Annotated in this window: 17 protein-coding genes; 9 read left to right on the top strand and 8 right to left on the bottom strand. The window is 70.0% G+C overall.

Annotation, left to right across the window (positions count from 1 at the left end; all coding sequences use genetic code 11):
• The 5 genes from AC1D1T_RS13575 to AC1D1T_RS13595 form a co-directional block, all read left to right on the top strand.
• A partial coding sequence (locus tag AC1D1T_RS13575) for a fimbrial biogenesis chaperone (protein ID WP_477991988.1) occupies positions 1-311 on the top strand: 311 nt, incomplete at its 5' end.
• 13 nt (positions 312-324) lie between these two features.
• Positions 325-2,724 (top strand): fimbria/pilus outer membrane usher protein, encoded by a 2,400-nt coding sequence (locus AC1D1T_RS13580; RefSeq protein WP_477839896.1) that lies wholly within the window; start codon positions 325-327, stop codon positions 2,722-2,724.
• On the top strand, positions 2,721-3,569 hold the full coding sequence (locus AC1D1T_RS13585; RefSeq protein ID WP_477991989.1) for a spore coat protein U domain-containing protein: 849 nt from the start codon (positions 2,721-2,723) through the stop codon (positions 3,567-3,569). The genes AC1D1T_RS13580 and AC1D1T_RS13585 overlap by 4 nt, the downstream gene beginning before the upstream one ends.
• Before the next feature lie 115 nt (positions 3,570-3,684).
• On the top strand, positions 3,685-5,103 hold the full coding sequence (locus AC1D1T_RS13590) for a YncE family protein (protein WP_477991990.1): 1,419 nt from the start codon (positions 3,685-3,687) through the stop codon (positions 5,101-5,103).
• Between the two features lie 100 nt (positions 5,104-5,203).
• Entirely contained in the window at positions 5,204-6,874 is a 1,671-nt protein-coding gene (locus tag AC1D1T_RS13595) for a phospholipase D-like domain-containing protein (RefSeq protein WP_477843183.1), read from the top strand.
• 13 nt (positions 6,875-6,887) lie between these two features.
• On the opposite strand, the gene urtE is transcribed toward AC1D1T_RS13595, so the two are convergent.
• The 7 genes from urtE to AC1D1T_RS13630 form a co-directional block, all read right to left on the bottom strand.
• On the bottom strand, positions 6,888-7,580 hold the full coding sequence (urtE, locus tag AC1D1T_RS13600; protein WP_047499964.1) for an urea ABC transporter ATP-binding subunit UrtE: 693 nt from the start codon (positions 7,578-7,580) through the stop codon (positions 6,888-6,890).
• Positions 7,581-7,583: 3 nt separating this feature from the next.
• Complete coding sequence (gene urtD, locus AC1D1T_RS13605) at positions 7,584-8,477, bottom strand: urea ABC transporter ATP-binding protein UrtD (protein WP_477827724.1); 894 nt, start codon at positions 8,475-8,477, stop codon at positions 7,584-7,586.
• A complete protein-coding gene (urtC, locus tag AC1D1T_RS13610) occupies positions 8,474-9,610 on the bottom strand; it encodes an urea ABC transporter permease subunit UrtC (protein WP_477843186.1) in 1,137 nt (378 codons plus the stop codon). The genes urtD and urtC overlap by 4 nt, the downstream gene beginning before the upstream one ends.
• On the bottom strand, positions 9,607-11,229 hold the full coding sequence (gene urtB, locus AC1D1T_RS13615; protein WP_477991991.1) for an urea ABC transporter permease subunit UrtB: 1,623 nt from the start codon (positions 11,227-11,229) through the stop codon (positions 9,607-9,609). Before urtB ends, urtC begins: the two co-directional genes overlap by 4 nt.
• A 126-nt stretch (positions 11,230-11,355) precedes the next feature.
• Positions 11,356-12,627, bottom strand: coding sequence for an urea ABC transporter substrate-binding protein (urtA, locus tag AC1D1T_RS13620; RefSeq protein ID WP_465110837.1), 1,272 nt, complete (start codon positions 12,625-12,627; stop codon positions 11,356-11,358).
• A 364-nt stretch (positions 12,628-12,991) separates the two neighbouring features.
• The gene (locus tag AC1D1T_RS13625) at positions 12,992-13,954 is read right to left on the bottom strand and encodes a response regulator (protein ID WP_477991992.1); all 963 of its coding nucleotides are present in this window, start codon (positions 13,952-13,954) and stop codon (positions 12,992-12,994) included.
• Positions 13,935-17,432 carry an ATP-binding protein gene (locus tag AC1D1T_RS13630; protein WP_477991993.1) on the bottom strand — a complete coding sequence of 1,166 codons (3,498 nt, stop codon included), beginning with the start codon at positions 17,430-17,432 and terminating at the stop codon, positions 13,935-13,937. Before AC1D1T_RS13630 ends, AC1D1T_RS13625 begins: the two co-directional genes overlap by 20 nt.
• Before the next feature lie 81 nt (positions 17,433-17,513).
• On the opposite strand from AC1D1T_RS13630, the gene ureA reads away from it, so the two are divergent.
• Genes ureA through ureC form a run of 4 tightly spaced genes read left to right on the top strand, consistent with a single transcriptional unit; the run spans position 17,514 to position 20,474 of the window.
• Positions 17,514-17,816 (top strand): urease subunit gamma, encoded by a 303-nt coding sequence (gene ureA / locus AC1D1T_RS13635; RefSeq protein ID WP_047499948.1) that lies wholly within the window; start codon positions 17,514-17,516, stop codon positions 17,814-17,816.
• 11 nt (positions 17,817-17,827) lie between these two features.
• Positions 17,828-18,442 (top strand): HupE/UreJ family protein, encoded by a 615-nt coding sequence (locus tag AC1D1T_RS13640; RefSeq protein WP_477991994.1) that lies wholly within the window; start codon positions 17,828-17,830, stop codon positions 18,440-18,442.
• 11 nt (positions 18,443-18,453) lie between these two features.
• Positions 18,454-18,759: an urease subunit beta gene (locus AC1D1T_RS13645; protein ID WP_047499945.1), complete on the top strand. Its 306-nt coding sequence runs from the start codon at positions 18,454-18,456 to the stop codon at positions 18,757-18,759.
• Positions 18,759-20,474 (top strand): urease subunit alpha, encoded by a 1,716-nt coding sequence (gene ureC, locus AC1D1T_RS13650; protein ID WP_477991995.1) that lies wholly within the window; start codon positions 18,759-18,761, stop codon positions 20,472-20,474. Before AC1D1T_RS13645 ends, ureC begins: the two co-directional genes overlap by 1 nt.
• Before the next feature lie 65 nt (positions 20,475-20,539).
• Here ureC and AC1D1T_RS13655 read toward each other — a convergent pair whose 3' ends face one another.
• On the bottom strand, positions 20,540-23,824 hold the full coding sequence (locus tag AC1D1T_RS13655; protein ID WP_477991997.1) for a di-heme oxidoredictase family protein: 3,285 nt from the start codon (positions 23,822-23,824) through the stop codon (positions 20,540-20,542).
• Position 23,825: the final 1 nt, after the last annotated feature.

Raw genomic sequence — 23,825 nt, forward strand, 5'->3', positions numbered from 1 at the left:
CGATGAGCCTGCCGGTGTTCGTCACGCCGCCGGCGGCGCGGCGCGACCTCGCCTGCACGCTGCAGCGCGACGGCGCGCAACTGCTCGCGCAGTGCGAGAACCGCGGCAGCGCCTATGCGCAGGTGCGCGAACTGCGCGTGTTGCGCGCGGGCCGGCCGCTCGCGCACTTCAACGGAGGCGCCTATGTGCTGCCGGGGGCCAGCCGCCCGATCGCGCTGCAGTCCGAACCCGACGTGGCGCCCGGACCGGCGCAGCTCGCGCTGCTGTTCGACGACGGCACGCGCCGCACCGACGAACTGGCGCTGCCGTGAGGCCGCGGCCCCGATGGACCGGCACGCGGTGCTGCGTCGGTCGGCTCGTGTCGCCTGGCTGGCAGGCGCCGTGACGGCGTGCGCGCTGCCGTCGCTCGCGCCACGCGATGCGCTGGCAGAAGCGATCGATGCGGGCGTGGATCGCGTGCCCGGCGAGCGGCTGATGCCGCTGGAGGTGCGCGTCAACCAGCAGCCGAGCGGCGGGTGGCTGCTGATGGAGCGCGCCGGTGTGCTGTTCGCCCCCGCGATCGCGTTCGACGAATGGCGGCTGAACCGGCCCGAGCTGCCGCCGCTGCGCGTGCGCGGGCAGTCCTGGTACCCGCTGTCGGCGTTGCCGGGGTTCGCGGCGCGCTTTCACCCGGCCGCGCAATCGGTGGACCTCGACTTCGCGCCGCAGGCCTTCGCGGCGACGCGCCTCACGCAACCCGCACCGAAGCGGCCCACGGTGTCGCCGGCCGAGCCGGCGCTCGCGCTGAACTACGACCTGAGCCTGACCCGCTCGGCGGCGCGCGGCGCGACAGCGCAGCAGGACCTGGGTGCGCTGGTGGAGGCCGCCGTGTCGGGCGACGCCGGCGTGCTGTCATCCAGCTACGCCGGGCGCAACCTCGCGGTGCGCGGCTTCGATGCCGCGCCGCGCTGGCAGCGCCTGGAAACGAGCTTCACGCGCGACTTCCCCGAGCCGCGCATCAGCCTGCGCCTGGGCGACCTCGCCACGCACGCCGGCGCGATCGGCCGGCCGGTGTTCTTCGGCGGCGTGCAGCTGTCGCGCAACTTCGCGCTGGAACCCGGCTTCGTCAGCCGCCCGATCCCGTCGCTGGCCGGCACCTCCAGCGCGCCCAGCACGCTGGAGCTGTACATCAACGACGTGCTGCGCCAGACCGGCAACCTGCCGGCCGGCCCGTTCACGATCAACGAACTGCCGCTGCCCGACAGCACCGGGCAGGTCCGCATGGTGGTGCGCGACATCCTGGGCCGCGAGACGGTCGTCGAGCAGAGCTTCCTGTCGAGCAACGCCATGCTGGCCGCCGGGCTGAGCGACTGGAGCGTGGAGGCCGGCGAGCTCCGGCGCAACCTCGGCCTGCCCGACGCTCGCTACGCCACCCGCTTCGGTGCCGGGCTGTATCGCCTGGGCCTGAGCCCCGACTGGACCGGCGAGCTGCGCACCGGCATCTCCCGGCCGCAGCAGGAGGCGAGCATCGCGCTCAGCCATGCCCACACGCCATGGCCGGTGCTGGTGCAGGCCGGGCTCTCGGGCAGCCGCAGCGCGCTGGGCCACGGTGCCGGCTGGCTGCTGAGCATCGAGCGCGCCGGCGTCGCGAGCGGCTGGTTGCTGCGCACCGAAGGCAACACCGCCGCCTGGCGCGGGCTGGGCCAGGACCTGCAGACGCCGCCGACACGCCGCCAGACGACCGCCAGCCACCGGTTGAACGCGGGGGCCTGGGGCAGCCTCGGGTTGAGCGTCGCGCAGACGGTGGCCGGCGACGGCAGCCGCTACCTCGCGGCCACCGCCGGGCAAAGCGTGCGCGTGGGCTACCGCAGCACGCTCAGCCTGGGCGTCACGCGGCTCACCGGCAACACCGCCGGCACGCGGCTGACGGCCACGCTGTTCGTGCCGCTCGGGCCGCGCAGCGTGCTCAGCGCGACGGCCGCGCACACGCGGCATGGCGACTCCGACACCACGGTGGGCCTCAGCGCCTCGCCGGACGAACCGGATGGCTGGGCCTGGCGCCTGCTGGCCGGCGAGCGCAGCAGCGCCGGGCAGGCCGAGGCCGGCCTGTACCGCGACGGCCCGCGCGGCAGCCTCGCGTTGGACCTGGGCCAGACGCGTGAGCTGCAAACGCTGCGGCTGGGCGCGCAGGGGGCCTGGGTAGCAGTCGATGGCGCGCTGTTCGCCACGCGGCGCAGCGGCCCCGCGATGGCGCTGGTGGAGGTGCCCGGCCAGCCCGGCGTCGGCGTGAGCCTGCTCGGGCAGGTCGCGGCCCGCACCGGCAGCGACGGACGGGCGCTGCTGCCGCAGTTGCTGCCCTACCAGGCCAACGCCGTGCGGCTCGACCCGTCGGACCTGCCGATCGGCGCCGAGCTCGATTCGGTGGAGATGTCGGCCGTGCCGGCGGCACGCAGCGTGGTGAAACTGCGCTTCCCGGTGCGCAGCGGGCGCGCCGCGCTGATCCGCGTGCGGCTGGAGGGTGGCGAAGCGGCGCCGCCGGGCGCCGAGGTCGGCATCGTCGGCGATCCGCAGGTGTTCTACATGGCGCGCCGCGGCGAGGTCTTCGTGACCGGCCTCGCGCCGGTGGCCACGCTGGTGCTGCGCTGGCGCGGGCAGTCGTGCGCGCTGGCGGTGCGGCTGCCGCCGGACGACGGCAACGACATCACGCGCCTCGGCCCGCTGACCTGCGCCGGGGTGTCGCCGTGATCCCGGGCCGGCTCGCTTGCGCGCTGGCACTCCTGGCCGTGCCGGCGTCGGTGCCGGGCGCGGTCAGTTGCGGGCTGACGGTGACCTCGCCGTCGGGCCGCGTGGCAGCGCCCGGCGCCCTGACGCTGGGCGGCACGCTGACCGTGCAGTGCACGAAGGCGGCCGACAGCCCGCTCACGAGCGCCTCGTTCAGCGCCACCGTGGGCTCGACGCACACGCTGGCCGCCGAGGACAGTGCCGGGCGCAACATCGGCTACGGCCTGTGGCAGGACGCTGCCGCGCKCACCCCATGGGGCAGCACCGCGCCGTACGCGATCAGCGGCAGCGTGGTCTTTGCCGGCGGCCCGATGGCGAGCACGCAACTGCCGTTCTACCTGGTGGCGCCCGCGCGGGCGCGCCGGCCGGCGGCCGGCAGCTACCGCGACACGCTGCTCGTCACGCTGGCCTACCACGCGGATGGCAGCTCGGCCATGGCCCGCGGCAGCACCGGCACCGGTTCCGGCAGCACCACCGGCGGCGTCACGCTCGACGTCCCGCCGGCCTGCAGCCTGTCGACGCCGACCGCCGTGACGCTGGACTACGTCGCCTTCCAGTCGGCGCCGGCCATCGCCACCAACAGCTTCACGGCGGACTGCAACACCGATTACGCGCTGGCGCTGGACAGCGGCGGCGGCATGCTGCTCGACCTGCCCTACACGCTGACGCTGGATGCCGTGTCCGGCACCTGGAACGGCCAGGTGCACGAGCACCACGTCACCGGCCGCATCGAGGCCGGACTGGCCGGCTCCTGTGCGACGGCGCCCTGCCAGGCGGCCCGGGTTCACGTGCTGACGATCAGCTATTGAGCGACCGGCAGGCGGCGGACCGGTTGAACGGTTGAATCGGACGCCCCAGCGGAGGGCCGGGAGGGAGGGACGGCCGCCCGACTCCGATACCCTTGCCCGCTGGCGAGGACCCCCCATGTCGACTCTTCTCAGATCGGCCCGAGACAGGGCTGACGGATCCGGCAGTACCGATATTCCCAAGGCACGCAGCCGCCCCCGCATCGGTGCGGCGGCGCCGCCGCGCATTGCGCTGGTCTGCGTGCTGCTCGCGCTGCTGCTGCTGGCGCTGGATTTCAAGGTCGGCCACCGGGTCGCGGAGCTGTACGGCCCGGCCGCCCTGGCGCTGCGCCCCGACGGCACGCAGGCCTGGCTGGCCGTCGACGACGAGATCTGGTCGTTCGATGCCAAGGGGCACCGCGGCACGCGCGCCCGGCTGGCGGAGATCGGCCTGCCGGGCCGCGTCTACAGCCTCGACTGGCACCCGGCCGCCGGGCTGCTCGCGATGCGGCTCGACAACGAGCCGGCCATCCACCTGCTCGACCCCGCCACGCTGCTGCCGTCCAGCACCATCACGCTGCAATGGCCGCCCGAGCTGGCGGAGCATGCGAGCCGCGCGGTGCACCTGGCGTTCGCCGACGACGGGCGCATCGCGGCCTCGACCGGCGGCGGCCACGCGGTGGCGCTGTTCGACCGCGACGGCCGCTTCCTCGCACGCACCGTGCTCGGGATGTACCGCTTCACGAACGGCCTGTGGTGGAACGGCGACGCGCTGTGGACCACCGACACCAACGGCCTGCAGCTGAAGCGGCTGGACGGCCGCACGCTCGCGCTGCAGCAGGCGGTGGACGTGCCGGCGCCGCGCGGCACCCGCTACCTGGGCCTCGCGCGGTCGCATCCGCCGCAGGCCACCGAGGTCAATGAGCCGCTGCCGCTGGCCACCGTGATCCGCTTCGGCAACGACCGCATCGTCGGCGTGGTGGCCGACATCCTGCCCGGCGGCGGCGAGCTGCTGTTCTCGCAGACCGAGCGCATGGAGCCGCGCGACCTCGGCTGGCTCGGGCGCGACCTGCTGGTGGTCGACGGCCAGAGCCGCTCGGTGCTGCGCTGGAGCGTGGCGCACGAGCCGCTGCCGCCGTTCGGCGATGCCGACAGCYGGCGCGAACTGCAGGAGGCGGCGCAGCTGCAGCAGCGGCTGACGTGGCTGCACCAGGCGCTGGTCGCCGCGGCCATCGGCGGCGTGGTCGCCGCGATCACGCTGGTGTGGCATGCGCGCAGCGGCAGCCGCTCGCGGCGCCGCATCGCGGCCACGCCGCACTGGTGGGCCGTGCTTGCCTCGGCGCTGCTGCCGGGGCTCGGCCAGTGGATGCGCGGACGCAATCCGATGGCGCTCGCCTGGTTCCTCGTGTGGTCGGTCTACACGCTGTCGATCAGCGTGCCGGTGCTGTGGAACCTGCTCGGGCCGCGCAGCGACGTGTCGGTGCAATACGCCGCCGACGTGCTGGCCGTGCAGCTGCTGATCACCGCGTTCGCGGCGCTGGAAGCGGCTCGGCGCTGAGAGGCTGGCCCGTTCGGCCGTCCCGGCGTCCACCATCTGGAGGATGACGGGCGCGCCGTTCCGGGGCACCGTGCCCGTGCGTGACAACCGGGAGAGCAGCATGCGCGTGCGCAACGAGAACGGCGGCCTGACCGCGATGGCCGTGGCAGGCACCTACGTGGTGTTGCTGGGCTGGGACATGCCCGAGGCGGCGATGCTCGCGCAAGGCGTGCTGGGCTTCGCGGTGCGGCGGCTGCGCGAGCGCGACGGCGAGCGCATCTGGCTGTCGGGCATGAAGACCTTCGAGCAGGTCGAGCCGTACCCGGTGCCCGGCGAGCCGGTGACGAGCTTCCTGCACCCGCTGCAGACCTTCCAGTGGGCGGACTACAGCGCCTCGCCCGACGAGCGCTACGTCTACACGATCGTCGCGATGAGCGGCAGCCCGGGTGCGCTCGCGCGCGGGCCCGAGGTCGACCTGGCGGTGGCGACCGAGCGCGTCGACCAGGGCAGGCACGCGGTCTTCTTCAACCGCGGCGCGATCGCCTCGCAGGAGTACGCGCGGCGTTTCCAGAACCGGCGGCCGGACGAGGTGGGGCCGTCGGCGTTCAACTGGCTGTCGCGCGGGCTGGTCGAAGGCCTGGAGAACTACATCGCCCAGGCCCAGGCCGGCGATGAACTGCTGGGCGCGTTCTTCGAGTTCAAGAGCCCGCGCATCTACACCGCACTGAAGGCCGCGAAGGCGCGCGGCGCCGTCGTCTCGGTGCTCTACGACGGCGACAGCCAGGGCGAGGGCAACGAAAAGGCGCTGGAAGGCCAGGGCATGGACGGCATGGTCAAGTCGCGCGAGCACTCGGGCGGGTTCGCGCACAACAAGTTCCTGGTGCTGCGGCAGGCGGGCGTGCCGAAGCAGGTCTGGACCGGCTCCACCAACCTGAGCGTGAACGGCATGTTCGGCCATTCGAACAATGCGCACATCGTGCGCGACGACGCGATCGCGGCCCGGTACCACCAGTACTGGCTGCTGCTCGACCGTGACGAGACGCGCAAGCCGACCGCGACGAAGGACGAGGCCCTGTCGCCGCTGCCGGCCGACGGCTCGCCGCTGGACGCGTTGTTCTCGCCGCGGCTCGGCCTGGAGGCGCTCGACTGGTACGCGGGCCTGGCGGCCGGTGCGCAGCGCGGCGTGTTCATGACCTTCGCCTTCGGCATGAACAGCCGCTTCGTGCCCTCGTACGACAAGACCGACGGCGTGCTGCGCTTCGCGCTGATGGAGAAGAAGGGCACCGGCAAGACCTACAAGGCGCAGGCCGCCGAGGTCGACCGCATCCGCCGGCATCCGAACGTGACGGTGGCCGTGGGCAACCGGGTCGAGCTGAACCTGTTCGACCGCTGGCTGGCCGAGCTCGACCGCATCGCCGACGAGGCGCACGTGCTGTACGTGCACACGAAGTACATGCTGGTGGACCCGCTCGGCGACACGCCGACCGTGGTGGTGGGCTCGGCCAACTTCTCGGCGGCATCGACCACCGACAACGACGAGAACATGCTGGTGATCCGCGGCGACACCGCGGTGGCCGATGTCTACCTCGGCGAGTTCATGCGGCTGTTCACGCACTACGCCTTCCGCGAGTCGCTGCAGTTCAAGGACGCGACCTCGCCGGCGAATGCCTTGCTGCGCAAGTACCTGGTGCCGTCGCCGGACTGGATCCACGGCGGCGGCGGTGCGGGGCAGAGCTACTTCAAGGCGGGGTCGGACCGGGCGTTGCGGCGGGTGTATTTCTCGGGGCAGTAGGCGTGACGCGCGGCTAGATCGACATCCGGTCCCGCACGCCCTCGGCTTCCATGTTCTGCCCGCGCCCGCGCTGGATGATCTCGCCGCGCTCCATCACCAGGTACTGGTCGGCGAGCTCGGCCGCGAAGTCGTAGTACTGCTCGACCAGCACGATGGCCATCGTCTTGCGGTCGGCCAGCATGCGGATCACGCGGCCGATGTCCTTGATGATGCTCGGCTGGATGCCTTCGGTCGGCTCGTCGAGGATCAGCAGCTTCGGCCCGGCCGCCAGCGCGCGCGCGATCGCCAGCTGCTGCTGCTGCCCGCCCGAGAGATCGCCGCCGCGGCGGTTGATCATCTGCTTGAGCACCGGGAACAGCTCGAACAGCTCGGCCGGCACCGGCGTGCCGCCGCGCTTGTACGCGAGGCCCATGCGCAGGTTCTCGTCGACCGTCAGCCGGCCGAAGATCTCGCGGCCCTGCGGCACGTAGCCCACGCCCTTGCGCACCCGCTCGTACGGCGTGTCGTGCGTGATGTCCTGGCCATCGAGCTGGATGCCGCCGGTCTTCACCGGCACCACGCCCATCAGGCTCTTCAGCAGCGTCGTCTTGCCCACGCCGTTGCGGCCGAGCACCACGGTCACCTCGCCGAGCTTCGCCTCGAAGCCGAGGTTGCGCAGGATGTGCGACCCCCCGTAGTACTGGTTGATGCCTTCGACTTTCAACATGATTCAGCGGCCCAGGTAGACCTCGACGACCTTGTCGTTGGATTGGACTTCCGACAGCAGCCCTTCGGCCAGCACGCTGCCCTCGTGCAGCACCGTCACCTTCTTGCCGTTGCGTCCGTTCTGCGTCAGCTCGCCGATGAACTTCATGTCGTGCTCGACCACCACCAGCGAGTGGCTGCCTTCGAGCGACAGGAACAGCTCGGCGGTGCGCTCGGTCTCTTCGTCGGTCATGCCGGCCACCGGCTCGTCGAGCAGCAGCAGCTTCGGGTCCTGCATCAGCAGCATGCCGATCTCCAGCCACTGCTTCTGCCCGTGCGACAGCAGCCCGGCGACGCGCTGCGCGCCATCCTTCAGGTGGATCAGCGCCAGCATCGCGCCGATGCGGTCGAGCTGCTCGCCGTTCAGCCGGAAGAACATCGACGAGCGCACGCCGCGGTCGGCCTTCAGCGCGAGCTCCAGGTTCTCGAACACCGTCAGCTGCTCGAACACGGTGGGCTTCTGGAACTTGCGGCCGATGCCGATCGACGCGATCTCGTTCTCGCGCAGCCGCAGCAGGTCGATGGTCGAGCCGAAGAAGGCCTTGCCGGCATCGGGCCGGGTCTTGCCGGTGATGACGTCCATCATCGTCGTCTTGCCGGCGCCGTTCGGGCCGATGATGCAGCGCAGCTCGCCGGCGCTGATGCTCAGCGACAGCGCGTTCAGCGCCTTGAAACCGTCGAAGCTGACGGTGATGTCGTCCAGGTACAGGATCGCGCCGTGCCGGGTGTCGAGCACGCCCTCCTCGACCACGCTGCCATAGCTCGCCGTTCGCCCGCCCGAGGTGCCGGGGCCGCCCTGCTGCCTGTTCGCCAGCGCCTCGCGCACGCGTGCGCCGGCCTCCATCAGCTCGGGCGTCATGCCTTCACCTCGCTCTTGTCCTTGCCGCCCAGCTTGCGCGCCAGCCCGACGATGCCCTGCGGCAGGAACAGCGTCACCGCGATGAACAGCGCGCCGAGGAAGTACAACCAGAACTCGGGGAACACTTGCGTAAACCAACTTTTTGCGCCATTGACGAAGAACGCGCCCAAGATCGGCCCGACCAGCGTGCCGCGCCCGCCCACCGCCGCCCAGATCGCGATCTCGATGCTCGCCGCCGGCGACATCTCGCCCGGGTTGATGATGCCCACCTGCGGCACGTAGAGCGCGCCCGCGATGCCGCACATCACCGCCGAGATCACCCAGATGCACAGCTTGTAGCGCAGCGGGTCGTAGCCGGTGAACATCACGCGGCTCTCGGCATCGCGGATCGCCTGCAGCACGCGGCCGAACTTGCTGCCCACCAGCCAGCGGGCAAGCAGGAAGAAGCCGATCAGCGCCAGGCCGCTCAGCACGAACAGCGTCATCCGCATCGACGGCGTCGCGATCGGGTGGCCGAGGATGCGCTTGAAGTCGGTGAAGCCGTTGTTGCCGCCGAAGCCGGTCTCGTTGCGGAAGAACAGCAGCATCGCCGCGTACGTCATCGCCTGCGTGATGATCGAGAAGTACACGCCCTTGATGCGCGAACGGAACGCGAAGAAGCCGAACACGAACGCGAGCAGCCCCGGCACCAACACGATCAGCAGCAGCGTCGCGATGAAGCTGTCGCTGAAGGCCCAGTGCCACGGCAGCGTCTTCCAGTCGAGGAACACCATGAAGTCGGGCAGGTCGGACTGGTAGTTGCCGTCGCGCCCGATCTGGCGCATCAGGTACATGCCCATCGCGTAGCCGCCGAGCGCGAAGAACACGCCGTGGCCGAGCGACAGGATGCCGGTGTAGCCCCAGATCAGGTCCATCGCCAGCGCGCAGATCGCGTAGCACATGATCTTGCCGACCAGGCTGATCGCGTAGTCGCTCAGGTGCAGCGCATTGCCGGCCGGCACGGCGAGGTTCAGCACCGGCGCCAGCACGACGACGCAGACCAGCGCAGCGAAGACGCCGCTCCAGGCCTTCATCGACAGCAGCGAGGTCGAAGGTCCGACCGGCCGCGCGGGTGTGGGAAGGATTGCGCTCATGCTTCGGCACTCCGGCCTTTCATCGCGAAGATGCCTTGCGGCCGCTTCTGGATGAAGATGACGATGAAGACCAGCACCATGATCTTCGCGAGCACGGCGCCCTGCCAGCCTTCGAGCAGCTTGTTGAGCACGCCCAGGCCGAGCGCCGCGTAGACGGTGCCCGCCAGCTGGCCGACGCCGCCGAGCACCACGACCATGAACGAATCGACGATGTAGCCCTGGCCGAGATCGGGGCCCACATTGCCGATCTGCGACAACGCGCAGCCGGCGAGGCCGGCGATGCCGGAGCCGAGCGCGAACGCGTAGGTGTCCACGCGCGCGGTGTCGACGCCCATGCAGGCGGCCATGCGGCGGTTCTGCGTGACGCCGCGCACGAACAGCCCGAGCCGGGTGCGCGAGATCAGCAAGGCCACGCCGCCCAGCACCAGCACCGCGAAGATCACGATGGCGATGCGGTTGAACGGCAGCGTCAGGTTGCTCAGCACGTCGACGCCGCCGGACAGCCACGACGGGTTCTCGACCTGCACGTTCTGCGCGCCGAAGAGCGAACGCACGCCCTGCATCAGCACCAGGCTGATGCCCCAGGTGGCGAGCAGCGTCTCGAGCGGGCGGCCGTACAGCCAGCGGATCACGCTGCGCTCGAGCACCGCGCCGACCCCCGCGGCCGCAAGGAACGAAGCCGGGATCGCGACGATCACGTAGGCATCGAACATCCCGGGCAGGTGCGCCCTGAAGAGGTTCTGCACCACGTAGGTGGCGTACGCGCCGATCATCATCAGCTCGCCGTGCGCCATGTTGATCACGCCCATCAGCCCGTAGGTGATGGCGAGGCCCAGCGCGACCAGCAGCAGGATGCTGCCGAGGCTGACGCCGGTGAACAGCACGCCGAGCCGCTCGCCCCAGGCGAGGCGCGCGTTGATCGCATCGAGCGCGATGCCGAGCTGGCTGCGGATGTCGGTCTCGCTCTCGCCGCCTTCGGCCGCGGGCTTGAGGCGTTCGAGGATCAGCGTCTTGGTGGCCGGCGTCAGGCTGCCGGCGAGTGCGCGGGCGGCCTCCATGCGCTTGCCGGCGTCGGTCGACGACACCAGGATGGCGGCGCGCACTTGAGTGAGTTGTTCCTTCAGCGAGGCCTCGGCCTCGGCCGCGAGCGCCTTCTCGATCAGCGGCAGGCGGCCTTCGTCGGCCTCTTCCTTCAACGCCTTGATCGCGGTGCGGCGCTCGCCGACGTCGTGCGAGAAGAGCTTCAGCGCCGCGAGGGCCCCTTCGAGCTCGCGGCGCATCTGGTTGCTGTTGATCACGTCCTCGGCGCCGTCGGGCAGCTTGGCCTCGGCACCGGTCGCGGCGTTGCTCGCCTTGTCGCCGTGCACGACGAACACCTTGTCGCCGGCCAGCTTCACCGCGTCGTCGAGCATCGCCTGCACGAAGGCGGCGAGGCCGTCATCGCCGCGTGCGAGCGAGGCCTGCAGCGCGGCGATGCGCTCCTCGTTCTCGCCCTTGGCGAGCGCGAGCACCTGCGGGGGCGTCAACGCGTGGCTCATGCCAGACGCGGCCAGAGCGCACAGCCCGAGCATCAGCATCGCCAGGCGACGCAACAGAGAAATCGACCAGCGTTCCGTCATCACGACTCAATCTGCAAGGGAGCGGCCGCGCAGCGAGCCGCCCCATCAAGCAACTCCCGCGGAACCGGCTTTGCCGGGCCGCTGGGAGGCGCCCCTTGGGGGCAGGAGCGAAGCGACTGGGGGGCCTTATTTCTTTTCGGGCTCGTCCTTCTTCTTGTCGTTGCCTTCGATGTACGGGCTCCACGGCTTGGCCTTGACCGGCGCCGGCGTCTTCCACACCACGTTGAACTGGCCGTCGGCCTTGACCTCGCCGATGAACACCGGCTTGTGCAGGTGGTGGTTCTTCGCGTCCATCGTCGAGACGAAGCCGCCCGGGGCCGGGAAGGTCTGGCCTGCCATCGCGGCGATGACCTTGTCGGTGTCGGTGCTGCCGGCCTTCTTGACGGCCTGCGCCCACATGTGGATGCCGATGTAGGTGGCTTCCATCGGGTCGTTGGTGAGCGGCTTGTCGGCGCCCGGCAGGTTCTTCGCCTTCGCGTACTCGGCCCACTGCTTCTTGAAGGCGTCGTTGGTCGGGTTCTTGATCGACATGAAGTAGTTCCATGCCGCGAGGTGGCCCACGAGCGGCTTGGTGTCGACGCCGCGCAGTTCCTCTTCGCCGACCGAGAAGGCCACGACCGGCACGTCGGTCGCCTTCAGGCCCTGGTTGCCCAGTTCCTTGTAGAAGGGCACGTTGGAGTCGCCGTTGATGGTGGAGATCACGGCCGTCTTGCCGCCGGCCGAGAACTTCTTGACGTCGGCGACGATGGTTTGATAGTCGCTGTGGCCGAACGGCGTGTACTTCTCGTCGATGTCGCTGTCCTTCACGCCCTTGCTCTTCAGGAAGGCGCGCAGGATCTTGTTGGTGGTGCGCGGGTAGACGTAGTCGGTGCCGAGCAGCACGAAGCGCTTGGCGCCGCCACCGGCCTTGCTCATCAGGTATTCGACCGCGGGGATGGCCTGCTGGTTGGGGGCAGCGCCGGTGTAGAAGACGTTCTTGCTGAGTTCTTCGCCTTCGTACTGCACCGGGTAGAACAGCAGGCCGTTGAGTTCCTCGACGACCGGCAGCACCGACTTGCGCGACACGCTGGTCCAGCAGCCGAACATCACGGCGACCTTGTCCTGGCTGATCAGCTGCTTGGCCTTCTCGGCGAACAGCGGCCAGTTGGAGGCCGGGTCGACGACGACGGGTTCGAGCTGCTTGCCGAGCACRCCGCCCTTGGCGTTGATTTCCGCGATCGTCATCAGGGCCGTGTCCTTGAGCACGGTCTCCGAGATCGCCATCGTGCCCGACAGCGAGTGCAGGATGCCGACCTTGATGGTGTCGGCGGCCTGCGCGAACAGCGGCAGGCCGAGGGCGGCGACGCCGAGCGACACGGCGCTCAGCGACGCGGCGAAATTGCGGCGGGATGACTTCATGGACGAACGCTCCTGTGGGTTGGTGTTGCGGAGGTTACGGAGCGGGGTCCGGCTCAGGAATACGACAGATGGCGTAGGGGCGTGTTCTGCGCTCGCAAAGGCGTGAGTGGGGATGGGCCGGGGGCGATTTCTGAGGCGACGAAGAAGATCGGTTCCGTGGGTGGCGCGCGCCAGCGCGCTTCGTAGACTGACTCATCGGCTGTGTTTGACCACAACGAACGAAGTGAGTGGCGGGAGTTTGCCGATGCACCCACGGAGCCGAGCTTCTTCGTGGAGTCGGCGCCCCCAGGGCGCCGACCGCCTCGGCATGAGCCCCCGGCCCATCCCCTCACCCGCCGCGCCAGCGCAGAAGCAACGCGAGAAATCATCCCCCATGCCAGGGCGCCAGCGCCCTCACTTTCTGGATCGCCAACGAAGCAGCCGCATTGCGCGTCTCCACGCCCAGCTTCTCGAAAACATGCTCCAGGTGCTTCTTCACCGTCGCCGGGCTGCTGCCGAGGATGTCCCCGATGTCGCGGTTGGTCTTGCCCTTGGCGACCCAGTACAGCACCTCGGCCTCGCGCAGCGTCAGCTTGAAGGCCTGCAGCACCGCATCCACCGCGGCCGCGTCCGACACCTCGCGCATCACGATCAGCCAGTCGTCGTCGCTGGTGCGTTGCTGCAGCGAGAACACCAGCTGCCGCTCGCCGCGCGTCACCGCCAGCGGCTTCGGCTCGCGCCCCTCGCCGGCCGTCAGCGATTGCTCGTGCAGCCACTGCGCGAGCTCCTGCGGAATCTGCCCCGGCGCCGCCTCGAAATAGCGCTGCATCAGCTCGCGCGCCAGCGGCGTCTGCCACACCGCCTTGCTGTCGGCCAGGCGCGGCGTCACGTGGATCGCCATCGTCGCGTGGCCGAAGGCATCCAGCGCGTTGCGCGCCTGCCGCTTCTCGCGCGCGCTCTGCATGTGCACCACCATGCGCGCCAGCACCTCCTGCGGACGGATCGGCTTGGTCACGTAGTCGACACCGCCGGCACGAAAGGCCGCCATCACGTGCTCGGTCTCGGTCAGTCCGGTCATGAAGATGATCGGGATGTGCGCCGTGTCGGCATCGGCCTTCAGCCGGCGCGCCAACTCGAAGCCGTCCATGCCGGGCATCGCGGCGTCGAGCAGCACGATGTCGGGGTCGGCCTGCGCGGCCCGCTGCAGCGCGCTCTCGCCGTCCACCGCCACCAGCACCACATACCCCGCCTCGTCGAGCGCATCGTGCAGCAGCGACAGGTTGTCCGGCACGTCGTCGACGATCAGCACGACGTCGCTCGCGGCGCGGTCAGGAAGTCTCTCGGTCATGTCGGGCCTGGCGAAGGATGCGCGTCATCGCGTCGAGCTGGAACTGTCGGGCCAGCCCGCGCAGGTGGGCGACGAAGCCGGCATGGGCCGCATTGTCCGCCTCGATCTCGTCCAGCTTCTTCACGATGCCCCGGAAATACCCCAGGCCCACCAGTTCCTCCAGCGCCTGCAGCTGCGCCACCTCGGGCAGCACCCAGGCCGCCGCCGGCTGCGGCACCGGCGGCGCCTCGGCGCGCGCCGCCTGCACCCATTGCACGCGCAGCCGCGCGCCCAGCCAGTCCAGCAGGTCGTTGACGCGCACCGGCTTCAGCACGAAGTCGGCCGGCGCGATGCCGACGTCGTTCTCCATCTCGCGGTCGAACGCGTTGCCCGAGACGATCGCGATCGGCGCGGTGCTCAGGTCCTGCGCGCGGATCGCCCGGATCGTCGCCCAGCCATCCAGCCCCGGCATCGCCAGGTCCATCAGGATCGCATCGGGCGTGAAGCTGCGCAGCAGCGCCAGGCACTCGTCGCCCGACGCCGCCTCGCGCACCTCGAAGCCCAGCGGCTGCAGCACGCTGCGCAGCAGCGCGCGATCGACCTCCTCGTTGTCGACCACCAGGATGCGCCGGCGCACGCCGTCATACCCGGTGCGGCTCGCGCGCGGCGCCTGCGCGCCCGGCACCGCGTCGCGCGTGGCCGGCAGGAAGAGCCGGATGCGGAACAGCGTGCCCACCTGCGGCGTGCTGTGCACCGTCATCTCGCCGCCCATCAGGTCGACCAGCATCTTGCTGATCGTCAGCCCGAGCCCGGTGCCGCTGGCAGCCGCCGCGCCTGCATCGCTGCCGCGCGCGAACGGCTCGAACACATGCTCGATCTCCTCCGGCGCGATGCCGGGGCCGGTGTCCTCGATCTCGAAGGTGGCCATCTCGCGCGCATAGCCGGCGCGGAACACCACCTGGCCGGCCTGCGTGAACTTGACCGCGTTGCCCAGCACGTTGATCAGGATCTGGCGCAGCCGCTTCTCGTCGCTGCGCACCACCTCGGGCAGCGCCTGCGATAGCTCGTGGCTGAACGCGATGCCCTTGCCCGCCGCCTGCAGCTCGAACATGCGCACGATCTGCTGCACGCCGTCGCGCAGGTGCATCGGCTGCGACTCCAGCCGCAGCTTGCCGCCCTCGATGCGGGCGATGTCGAGCGTGCCCTCGATCAGCGACAGCAGGTGCTCGCCGCCGCGCCGGATCACGCTGATCGCCTGCTGGCGGTGCGGCGGGATCGACGCATCCTCGTCGAGCAGCTGCGCATAGCCGAGGATGCTGTTCAGCGGCGTGCGCAGCTCGTGGCTCACGGTCGTGATGTAGCGGCTCTTGGCCTGATTCGCGAGCTCGGCGCTGCGCTTGGCCTGCTGCAACTGCAGGTCGGTGCGGCGGTGCGAATCGATCTCGCGCCGCAAGGCCTGGGTCTGCTCGTGCACCGCCTGCGTCTGGCGGTTCGACTCCTCCTGCGCCACCTGCCGGCTCTTGTGCGTCAGCACCAGCCACCACGCGACGATGCCGCTCACCAGCAGCAGCGCTGCGAAGGCCTTGATGAAACCCAGCCGCAGCGCCGGCGCGAGCGCCGCGCCGGGCTCGCCCAGCAGCCGCAGCTCCTGGTGGTACAGCAGCCCGAACAGCCCCGCCAGCAGCGGCACCACCACCGCCATCAGCAGCACGTAATGGCCGAGGCCGGTGTCGATGTACGGCCAGGCGCTGCGCGGCAGCACCGCGCGCAGCGCCGCCGACCACTGCGTCGACAGCTTGGCCTCGGGCTTGCACAGGTCGTCGCAGCGTGCATCGAGCGAGCAGCACAGCGAGCAGATCGCGCCCAGGTAGGCGGGGCAGTGCGCCAGGTCGTCGGCCTCGTACTCGCGCTCGCAGATCACGCAATGCTGCAGCCGGGTGAACAGGCCTTGCGGGCTGCGGCGCGCGATGTAGAAGCGGCCTTTCGTGGCCCAGGCGATCAGGGGCGACACGACGAAGGCGGTGACGAGCGCGATCAGCGCCGAGAAGGCCTGCGCCATCGGGCCGAACAGCCCGAGGTAGGCCGAGATCGACAGCACCGACGCCGCCGCCATCGCACCGACGCCGACCGGATTGACGTCGTACAGGTGCGCCCGCTTGAACTCGATGCCCGGCGGCGAGAGCCCGAGCGGCTTGTTGACCACCAGGTCGGCGACGACGGCCATGATCCACGAGATCGCGATGTTGGAGAACAGCCCGAGCACCTCGCCGAGCGCGCGGAACACGTCCAGCTCCATCAGCATCAGCGCGATCATCGTGTTGAACACCACCCACACGACGCGCCCCGGGTGGCTGTGCGTGAGCCGCGCGAAGAAGTTCGACCACGCGAGCGAGCCGGCATACGCGTTCGTCACGTTGATCTTCAGCTGCGAGACGACCACCAGCAGCGCCGTCGCCGCCACCGCCCACGCCGGGTGCGGGAACACGTACTCGTAGGCCGCGAGGTACATCTGGTTGGGATCGACCGCGCGGTCGACCGGCACCGAATGGCTGATCGCCAGGTACGCGAGCAGCGCGCCGCCCAGCATCTTGAGCACGCCCGGCACCACCCAGCCGGGCCCGCCGATCAGCACGCCCAGCCACCAGCGTTTGCGGTTGGCCGCAGTGCGCTCGGGCATGAAGCGCAGGTAGTCGACCTGCTCGCCCATCTGCGTGATCAGCGCGATGCCCACCGTCATCGCGGCGCCGAACAGGCCCAGGTTGAACTCCGCGCCGCGGCCCTCGGCGCCGGCGTAGTGCACCAGGCCGTCGAGCACGCCGGGGTTCTGGCGCAGCACGTAGACATAGGGCACGACCAGCAGCACCAGCCACAGCGGCTGCGTCCACACCTGCAGCCGGCTGATCGCGGTGACGCCGTGCGTGACCAGCGGGATCACCACCAGCGCACAGATCAGGTAGCCCCAGGCGGGTGGCACGTCGAACGCGAGCTCGAGCGCGTAGGCCATGATGGCCGCCTCGAGCGCGAAGAAGATGAACGTGAAGCTCGCGTAGATCAGCGAGGTGATGGTGGAGCCGATGTAGCCGAAGCCGGCGCCGCGCGTCAGCAGGTCCATGTCGAGCCCGTGCCGCGCTGCGTAGATGCTGATCGGCAGGCCGGCCAGGAAGATGATCAGCCCGGTCGCGAGGATCGCCCAGAACGCGTTCAGGAAGCCGTACTGCACCAGCAGCGTCGCACCCACCGCCTCGAGCACCAGGAACGAGGCCGCGCCGAACGCGGTGTTGGCCACGCGCAGCTCGGACCACTTGCGAAAGCTGTGCGGCGTGAAGCGCAGCGCGTAGTCCTCCATCGTCTCGCGCGCGACCCAGCTGTTGTAGTCGCGCCGGACCTTCACGACGCGCTGCACCGCCCGCTCATCACCCTGCCCTTCGACAGGTCGCTCGGCCGGCACGATGGCAGGGCCGACCGGCACGGCGCCGTCGAGGGGGTTGGCAGGCTTCATGCGGGGTGGAGCGCAAGCCCCGTGCCATTGCGGTGACCAGGCGCCCTAAGATGTGGCACATCTTCTGCTTCCCGCACCACCATGGAACTGACGCCGCGTGAGAAAGACAAGCTGCTGATCTTCACGGCCTCGCTGCTGGCCGAGCGCCGCAAGGCGCGCGGGCTGAAGCTCAACTACCCCGAGGCGGTCGCGCTGATCAGCGCGGCCATCATGGAGGGCGCGCGCGACGGCAAGACGGTCGCGGCGCTGATGAGCGAGGGCAAGACGGTGCTGACCCGCGCCGACGTGATGGAGGGCGTGGCCGAGCTGATCCCCGAGATCCAGGTCGAGGCGACCTTCCCGGACGGCACCAAGTTGGTGACCGTGCACCAACCCATTGCATGAACGAGATCCCCATGACTGAGACGATGCGTTCCCGCCGGCTTGCTGCTTGCACTGCCGGCCTGCTGCTGGCGCTGCCGGCCCTGGCGATGGCCCACACCGGCAGCGATGCCGGCCTCCACCACGAGGCTCACGACGCGGCCGGCGCACTCGCCGCCGGCTTCGCGCACCCGTTCACCGGGCTCGACCACCTGGCCGCGATGGTCGCGCTAGGCGTCTGGAGCGCGATGACGGCGCGCCGCGCGTGGATCGCGCCGCTGGCCTTCGCCGGCACGCTGCTCGTCGGCGCACTGCTCGGCCTGGCGGGCGTCACGCTGCCGGCGGTGGAGCCGATGATCGCCGCGTCGCTGCTGGTGCTGGGCCTGCTGCTCGCCACCAACGCGCGCCTGCCGGCCGCGGCCGGTGTGCTGATGGCCGCGGGCTTCGCGCTGTTCCACGGCCTGGCGCACGGCGCCGAGCTGGCCGGGCCGACCGCGGCCTTCGCGCTGATTGGCATGGTGGCTGCAACCGCGCTGCTGCATGGCGCGGGCATCGGCATCGGGCTGCTGCTGCGCTCGCGCGCCGCCTGGCTGCCGCGCGTCGCCGGGGCAGCCGTCGCGCTGTTCGGCATCGCACTGCTGGTCAACTGAAGGAGCCGGCGATGATTCCAGGCGAACTGCTGATCGACGGCCCCGACATCGAGATCAACGTCGGCCGCCGCACGATCACGCTGGTGATCGAGAACAGCGGCGACCGGCCGGTGCAGGTCGGCTCGCACTACCACTTCGCCGAGACCAACCCGGCGCTGAAGTTCGACCGCGCGGCCGCGCGCGGCATGCGGCTGAACATCGCGTCGGGCACCGCGGTGCGTTTCGAGCCGGGGCAGCAGCGCACGGTCGAGCTGGTCGACTATGCGGGCGACCGCAAGGTCTACGGCTTCCGCGGCGAAGTGCAGGGAGCGCTCTGATGGCCACCATCAACCGCCGCGCCTATGCGGAGATGTTCGGCCCGACGGCCGGTGACCGCGTGCGCCTGGCCGACACCGGCCTCATCGTCGAGGTCGAGAAGGACTACACGCTGCTGGCCGGCGGCTACGGCGAAGAGGTGAAGTTCGGCGGCGGCAAGACCATCCGCGACGGCATGGGCCAGGGCCAGCGATTGGCGAAGGACGTGGCCGACACGGTGATCACCAATGCGCTGATCATCGACCACTGGGGCATCGTGAAGGCCGACATCGGCCTGAAGGCGGGCCGCATCGCCGGCATCGGCAAGGCCGGCAACCCCGACGTGCAGCCCGGCATCGACATCGTGATCGGCCCCGGCACCGAGATCATCGCTGGCGAGGGCAGCATCGTCACGGCCGGCGGCATCGACTCGCACATCCACTTCATCTGCCCGCAGCAGATCGAGGAGGCGCTGATGAGCGGCGTCACGACGATGCTCGGCGGCGGCACCGGCCCGGCCACCGGCACCTTCGCGACCACCTGCACCCCCGGCCCCTGGTACATCCACCAGATGCTGAAGGCGGCCGAGGCGTTCCCGATGAACCTCGGCTTCCAGGGCAAGGGCAATGCGAGCCTGCCCGGCGCGCTCGACGAGCAGATCGAGGCAGGCGCCTACGGCCTGAAGCTGCACGAGGACTGGGGGACCACGCCGGCAGCGATCGACAACTGCCTGGGCGTGGCCGAGCGGCACGACATCCAGGTCACGATCCACACCGACACGCTGAACGAATCGGGCTTCGTCGAGAGCACGATCGACGCCTTCAAGGGCCGCACCATCGCGACCTTCCACACCGAGGGCGCGGGTGGCGGCCATGCGCCCGACATCATCAAGGCCGCGGGCCTGCCGAACGTGCTGCCGTCGTCGACCAACCCGACGATGCCGTACACGGTGAACACCATCGACGAGCACCTGGACATGCTGATGGTGTGCCACCACCTCGATGCGTCGATCGCCGAGGACCTGGCCTTCGCCGAGAGCCGCATCCGCCGCGAGACGATCGCGGCCGAGGACATCCTGCACGACGTCGGCGTGTTCTCGATGATGTCGTCGGACAGCCAGGCGATGGGCCGGGTCGGCGAGGTGATCATCCGCACCTGGCAGACGGCCCACAAGATGAAGGCGCAGCGCGGCACGCTGCCCGAGGACAGCGCACGGCACGACAACTTCCGCGTCAAGCGCTACATCGCGAAGTACACGATCAACCCGGCGATCACGCAGGGCATCGCGCACGAGGTGGGCTCGATCGAGGTCGGCAAGCTGGCCGACCTGGTGCTGTGGAAGCCGGCCTTCTTCGGCGTGAAGCCGTCGCTGATCCTGAAGGGCGGCTTCATCGCGGCGGCCGCGATGGGCGACCCGAACGCATCGATCCCGACGCCGCAGCCGGTGCACTACCGGCCGATGTTCGGCTCGTTCGCCGGCGCGATGCACGACAGCTGCGTCACCTTCGTCTCGAAGGCCGCGCTGACAGCGGGCGTGCCCGAGAAGCTCGGGCTGAAGAAGCGCGCGGTGGCGGTGAGCAACACGCGCAGCATCGGCAAGGCCGACATGGTGCACAACGGCTTCACGCCGAAGATCGAGGTCGATCCGCAGACCTACGAGGTGCGCGCGGATGGCGTGCTGCTGACCTGCGAGCCGGCGACGGTGCTGCCGATGGCGCAGCGGTATTTCCTGTTCTGACGATCCGGTCGCCAATGAAAAAGCCCCGCCGAAGCGGGGCTTTCGTTCATCAGATCAGCAACTGATCACAGCGACCCCAGGAACGCCAGCAGCGCCTGGCGATCCGCCGTCGACAGCGCCGCGAAGCGATTGCGGGCGTTGGTGGCTTCACCACCGTGCCACATCACCGCCTCGGTCAGCGTGCGGGCGCGGCCGTCGTGCAGGTAGCCGACCTTGCCGGCCGTGCCCATCACACGGTCGGTGTAGCCGATGCCCCACAGGGCCGAGGTGCGCCACAGGTTGCCGGCGGCCGTGCCTTCGACATAGTTGTCGGCCATGTCAGCCCCCATGTCGTGCAGCAGCAGGTCGGTGTACGGCTTGATGCTCTGGTTGCGCAGCTCGGCGAGCGGATGACCGGAGCCGGTCTTCTGGTCCGCCACGTGGCAACCCGTGCAGTTCGCCGCCTTGAACACCTTCGCGCCGTTGGCCACCTTGACCGGGTCGACGTCCAGGTCCGCCAGCGGTGCCACGCCCTTCGGGAACCCGCTCACCAGGCTGCGCTGTGCCGGAACGGCCAGCAGCTGCAGGTAGCGCGAGATCGACTGCAGGTCGGTCTCGGACAGGCCGCGCTCGCTCTTCGTGCGGCAGGTCGGCAGGCCCGACAGGCAATCGCGGCTCGGGTACACCGGCGTCGTCACCGACATGTCCTGCAGCAGGGCCGATGCGGCTTGATGGCGCAGGCTGAACTTGCCGGCCTTCCAGCCGAAGCGGCCCAGGCGCACGTCACCGGTTTCCGGGTCGAACACGAAGTTCGCCTGGCCCTTGATGCCGTCGGCGTCCGCGGTGGTGCGGGCACGCGCCAGGATGTCGGTTTCCGGAATCGCTTCCAGCAGGCCGGTCCCCAGCATCGGCTGCGCCGAGCGCAGCGAGACGACTTGCGGCGTCGGGCCGTCGAAGGCCAGCTTGGGCTTGCGCAGTTCCACCGACGTGCCGTCGGCCAGCTTCACGGTCTGGGTGTCGAAGCCTGCGACGCGCACGCCGTTGCCCCAGTCCTGCGGCGTGCCGTCGGCACCGCGGGCGTTCATCTGCACCCCCACGCCGTAGCGCGAGTCGGGCACCTGCTGGCCCTGGGCATTGATCGCCGCCGTGTGCACCGACATCGAGTCCAGGCGCTGGTTCACAGCGGCCGGTGCCGGGCTGCGGCCGTTGTTCACGTGGCACGCGAAGCACGACGACTGGTTGTAGCGCGGCCCCTGCAGGCCCACCAGCGCATCGAAGCGGTCGTTGCCCGGCTCGTTGTGCTCGCCGGTGAACATGTTGGTGTGGATCGCACGGCGCCCTTCGACGAAGCGCTGCATGTTCTGCATGCCGACGTTGATGTGCGGCTGCTGGAAGATGAAGGTTCCGTTGTCGGCATAGTCGTACGACAGCGAGCCGGTGCCGCCCTGCAGCGTCTCGGCCGGCAGCGGCGCGTTCATCAGGCGCGGCTGCACGCCGTACCAGGGGCGCAAGCCCGTGCCGACCACGTAGGTCCATTCACCCGCGTAGTAGCGGATGCCGCCGTTGTCGCCCTTGGCCGCCATCGCCTCCTTGGTCGAGAAGAACGACGGGGAGACCTCGATCACGTCGCCCGCCACCAGCGGACGTGCCGGCACGTTCCTGCCGTTGGGCATGCCGTCCGCACCGATGTCGCCATGGCCGGGGTAGTCCTTGACGGTCAGGCTGCAATCGTTGTTCAGGATGCTGTTGCTGAACAGCCTGCCGTTGGGCGGGTAGGCCACCGGCGGGCAGATCGTGACCTTGTCGTTCACCAGCTGGCCCGGGTTCATCCAGCCGTAGCCGGTGACGCCCACGCGATCGAACGCACGGAACCACGCCACGCCGCCCGGCAACTGGTCCTGCGTGAAGTAGTGGTTGACGCGCAGCGTCGGCGCGGTCACGCCGGCGACCCGGCTGTTGTCGATGATCTCGAAGCCCCAGGTGCGGTTCTTGAAGTAGTTCGGCACGAAGGTCAGGAAGTTGCCCGGGCCCTTGTCGACCGGGTTGCCGTTCGCGTCGACCGTCTCGTTCGGGCCCTGCCCGATCTCGTTCCAGTCTTCACCGCGCTCGCGGCCGTGGCGGGCCAGGCCTCGGATACCGAAGCGCGTGACCAGGGTGCCGTCGGCCAGCGTGAACTGCAGCGTCTCGACCGGATCGACCTGGGTCGGCAGCGGTGCCATGCCGGCGCCGCTGGTCGGTGCCTTCAGCGGCGCGGTGGCCACCGTCGGCATCGTGTTGTCGGAGCCCGGCGTCTTGAATTCGGCTTCCCACAGCGAGTAGCCGTACTGCGTGCCGCGTGCCACGCCCTGCAGGCGCACGTAGCGCGCGTTGACGCCGAGGTTGTAGAACGCCTCGGTGCCGCCCTTGCCGTTGCTGACGTAGCGCACCTGCGACCAGTTCTGGCCGTCGTCGGAGACCTGCAGCGCGTACTCCTTGCCGTAGGAGTTCTCCCAGCTCAGCTTCAGCGCGCCGATCTGCGTCTTCTTGCCGAAATCCCACTGGATCCAGGCGCCGTCTTCCTGCTTGCTCGACCAGCGCGTACCGAGACTGCCATCGATCGTGTTGGTGGCGGGCATGCCGCCGTTCTCCAGCGCCGACGAGGTGGCGGTTGCCGGCTTGATGACGACGCCGGGGTTGCTGACATCGGGTGCGGGCGCGGGGGCAGGTGCGGGCGCCGGGGCCGGCGCGGGAGCGGGGCTCGGAGCCGGGGCAGGACTGGGCGCGGGAGCCGGGCTGGGAGCAGGTGCCGGAGCGGGCGCCGGTGCAGGCGCGGGGGCCGGGGCCGGCGCCGAGGTCGTGCCGGTGTAGGCCTGGATCTCGAAGATCGAATAGCCGTATTGGCTCGAACGGGTGACGCCCTGCACGCGCAGGTAGCGGCCCTGGCCGCTCAGGCCGGTCCAGTCTTCGATGCCGCCCTGGCTGTTGTCGACGGTCTTGATCGTGACCCAGTTCGACTTGTCGCTCGAGACCTGCAGCAGGTACCTGGCGGCGTGAGCGCGTTCCCAGTTGATGCGCACGCGGGAGATGCTGACCGACTGGCCGAAGTCCAGCGTCAGGTTCTGGTCGTCCGTGAAGCCGCTGCTCCAGCGGGTGTTGTCGTCGTGGTCGATCGCGGCCGCAGCCGACAGGTCGCCGCGCTCGGAGGCGCTGGCCGTGGCCGCGACGGGCGTCAGCGCGATGCCGATCGGGTCACCGACCGCCATCGGACGCGACCGGTCGCCGCCGGCATCGCTCGAACTGGCGTTGTTGCTGTCGGCGGCAGAGGAGCTTCCTCCGTCGCCGGAACCGCACCCGACCAGCAGGATCGCCAGGGCGCAATGCAGCCCCAGCATC

Source organism: Rhizobacter sp. P2_H3 (assembly GCF_056403355.1).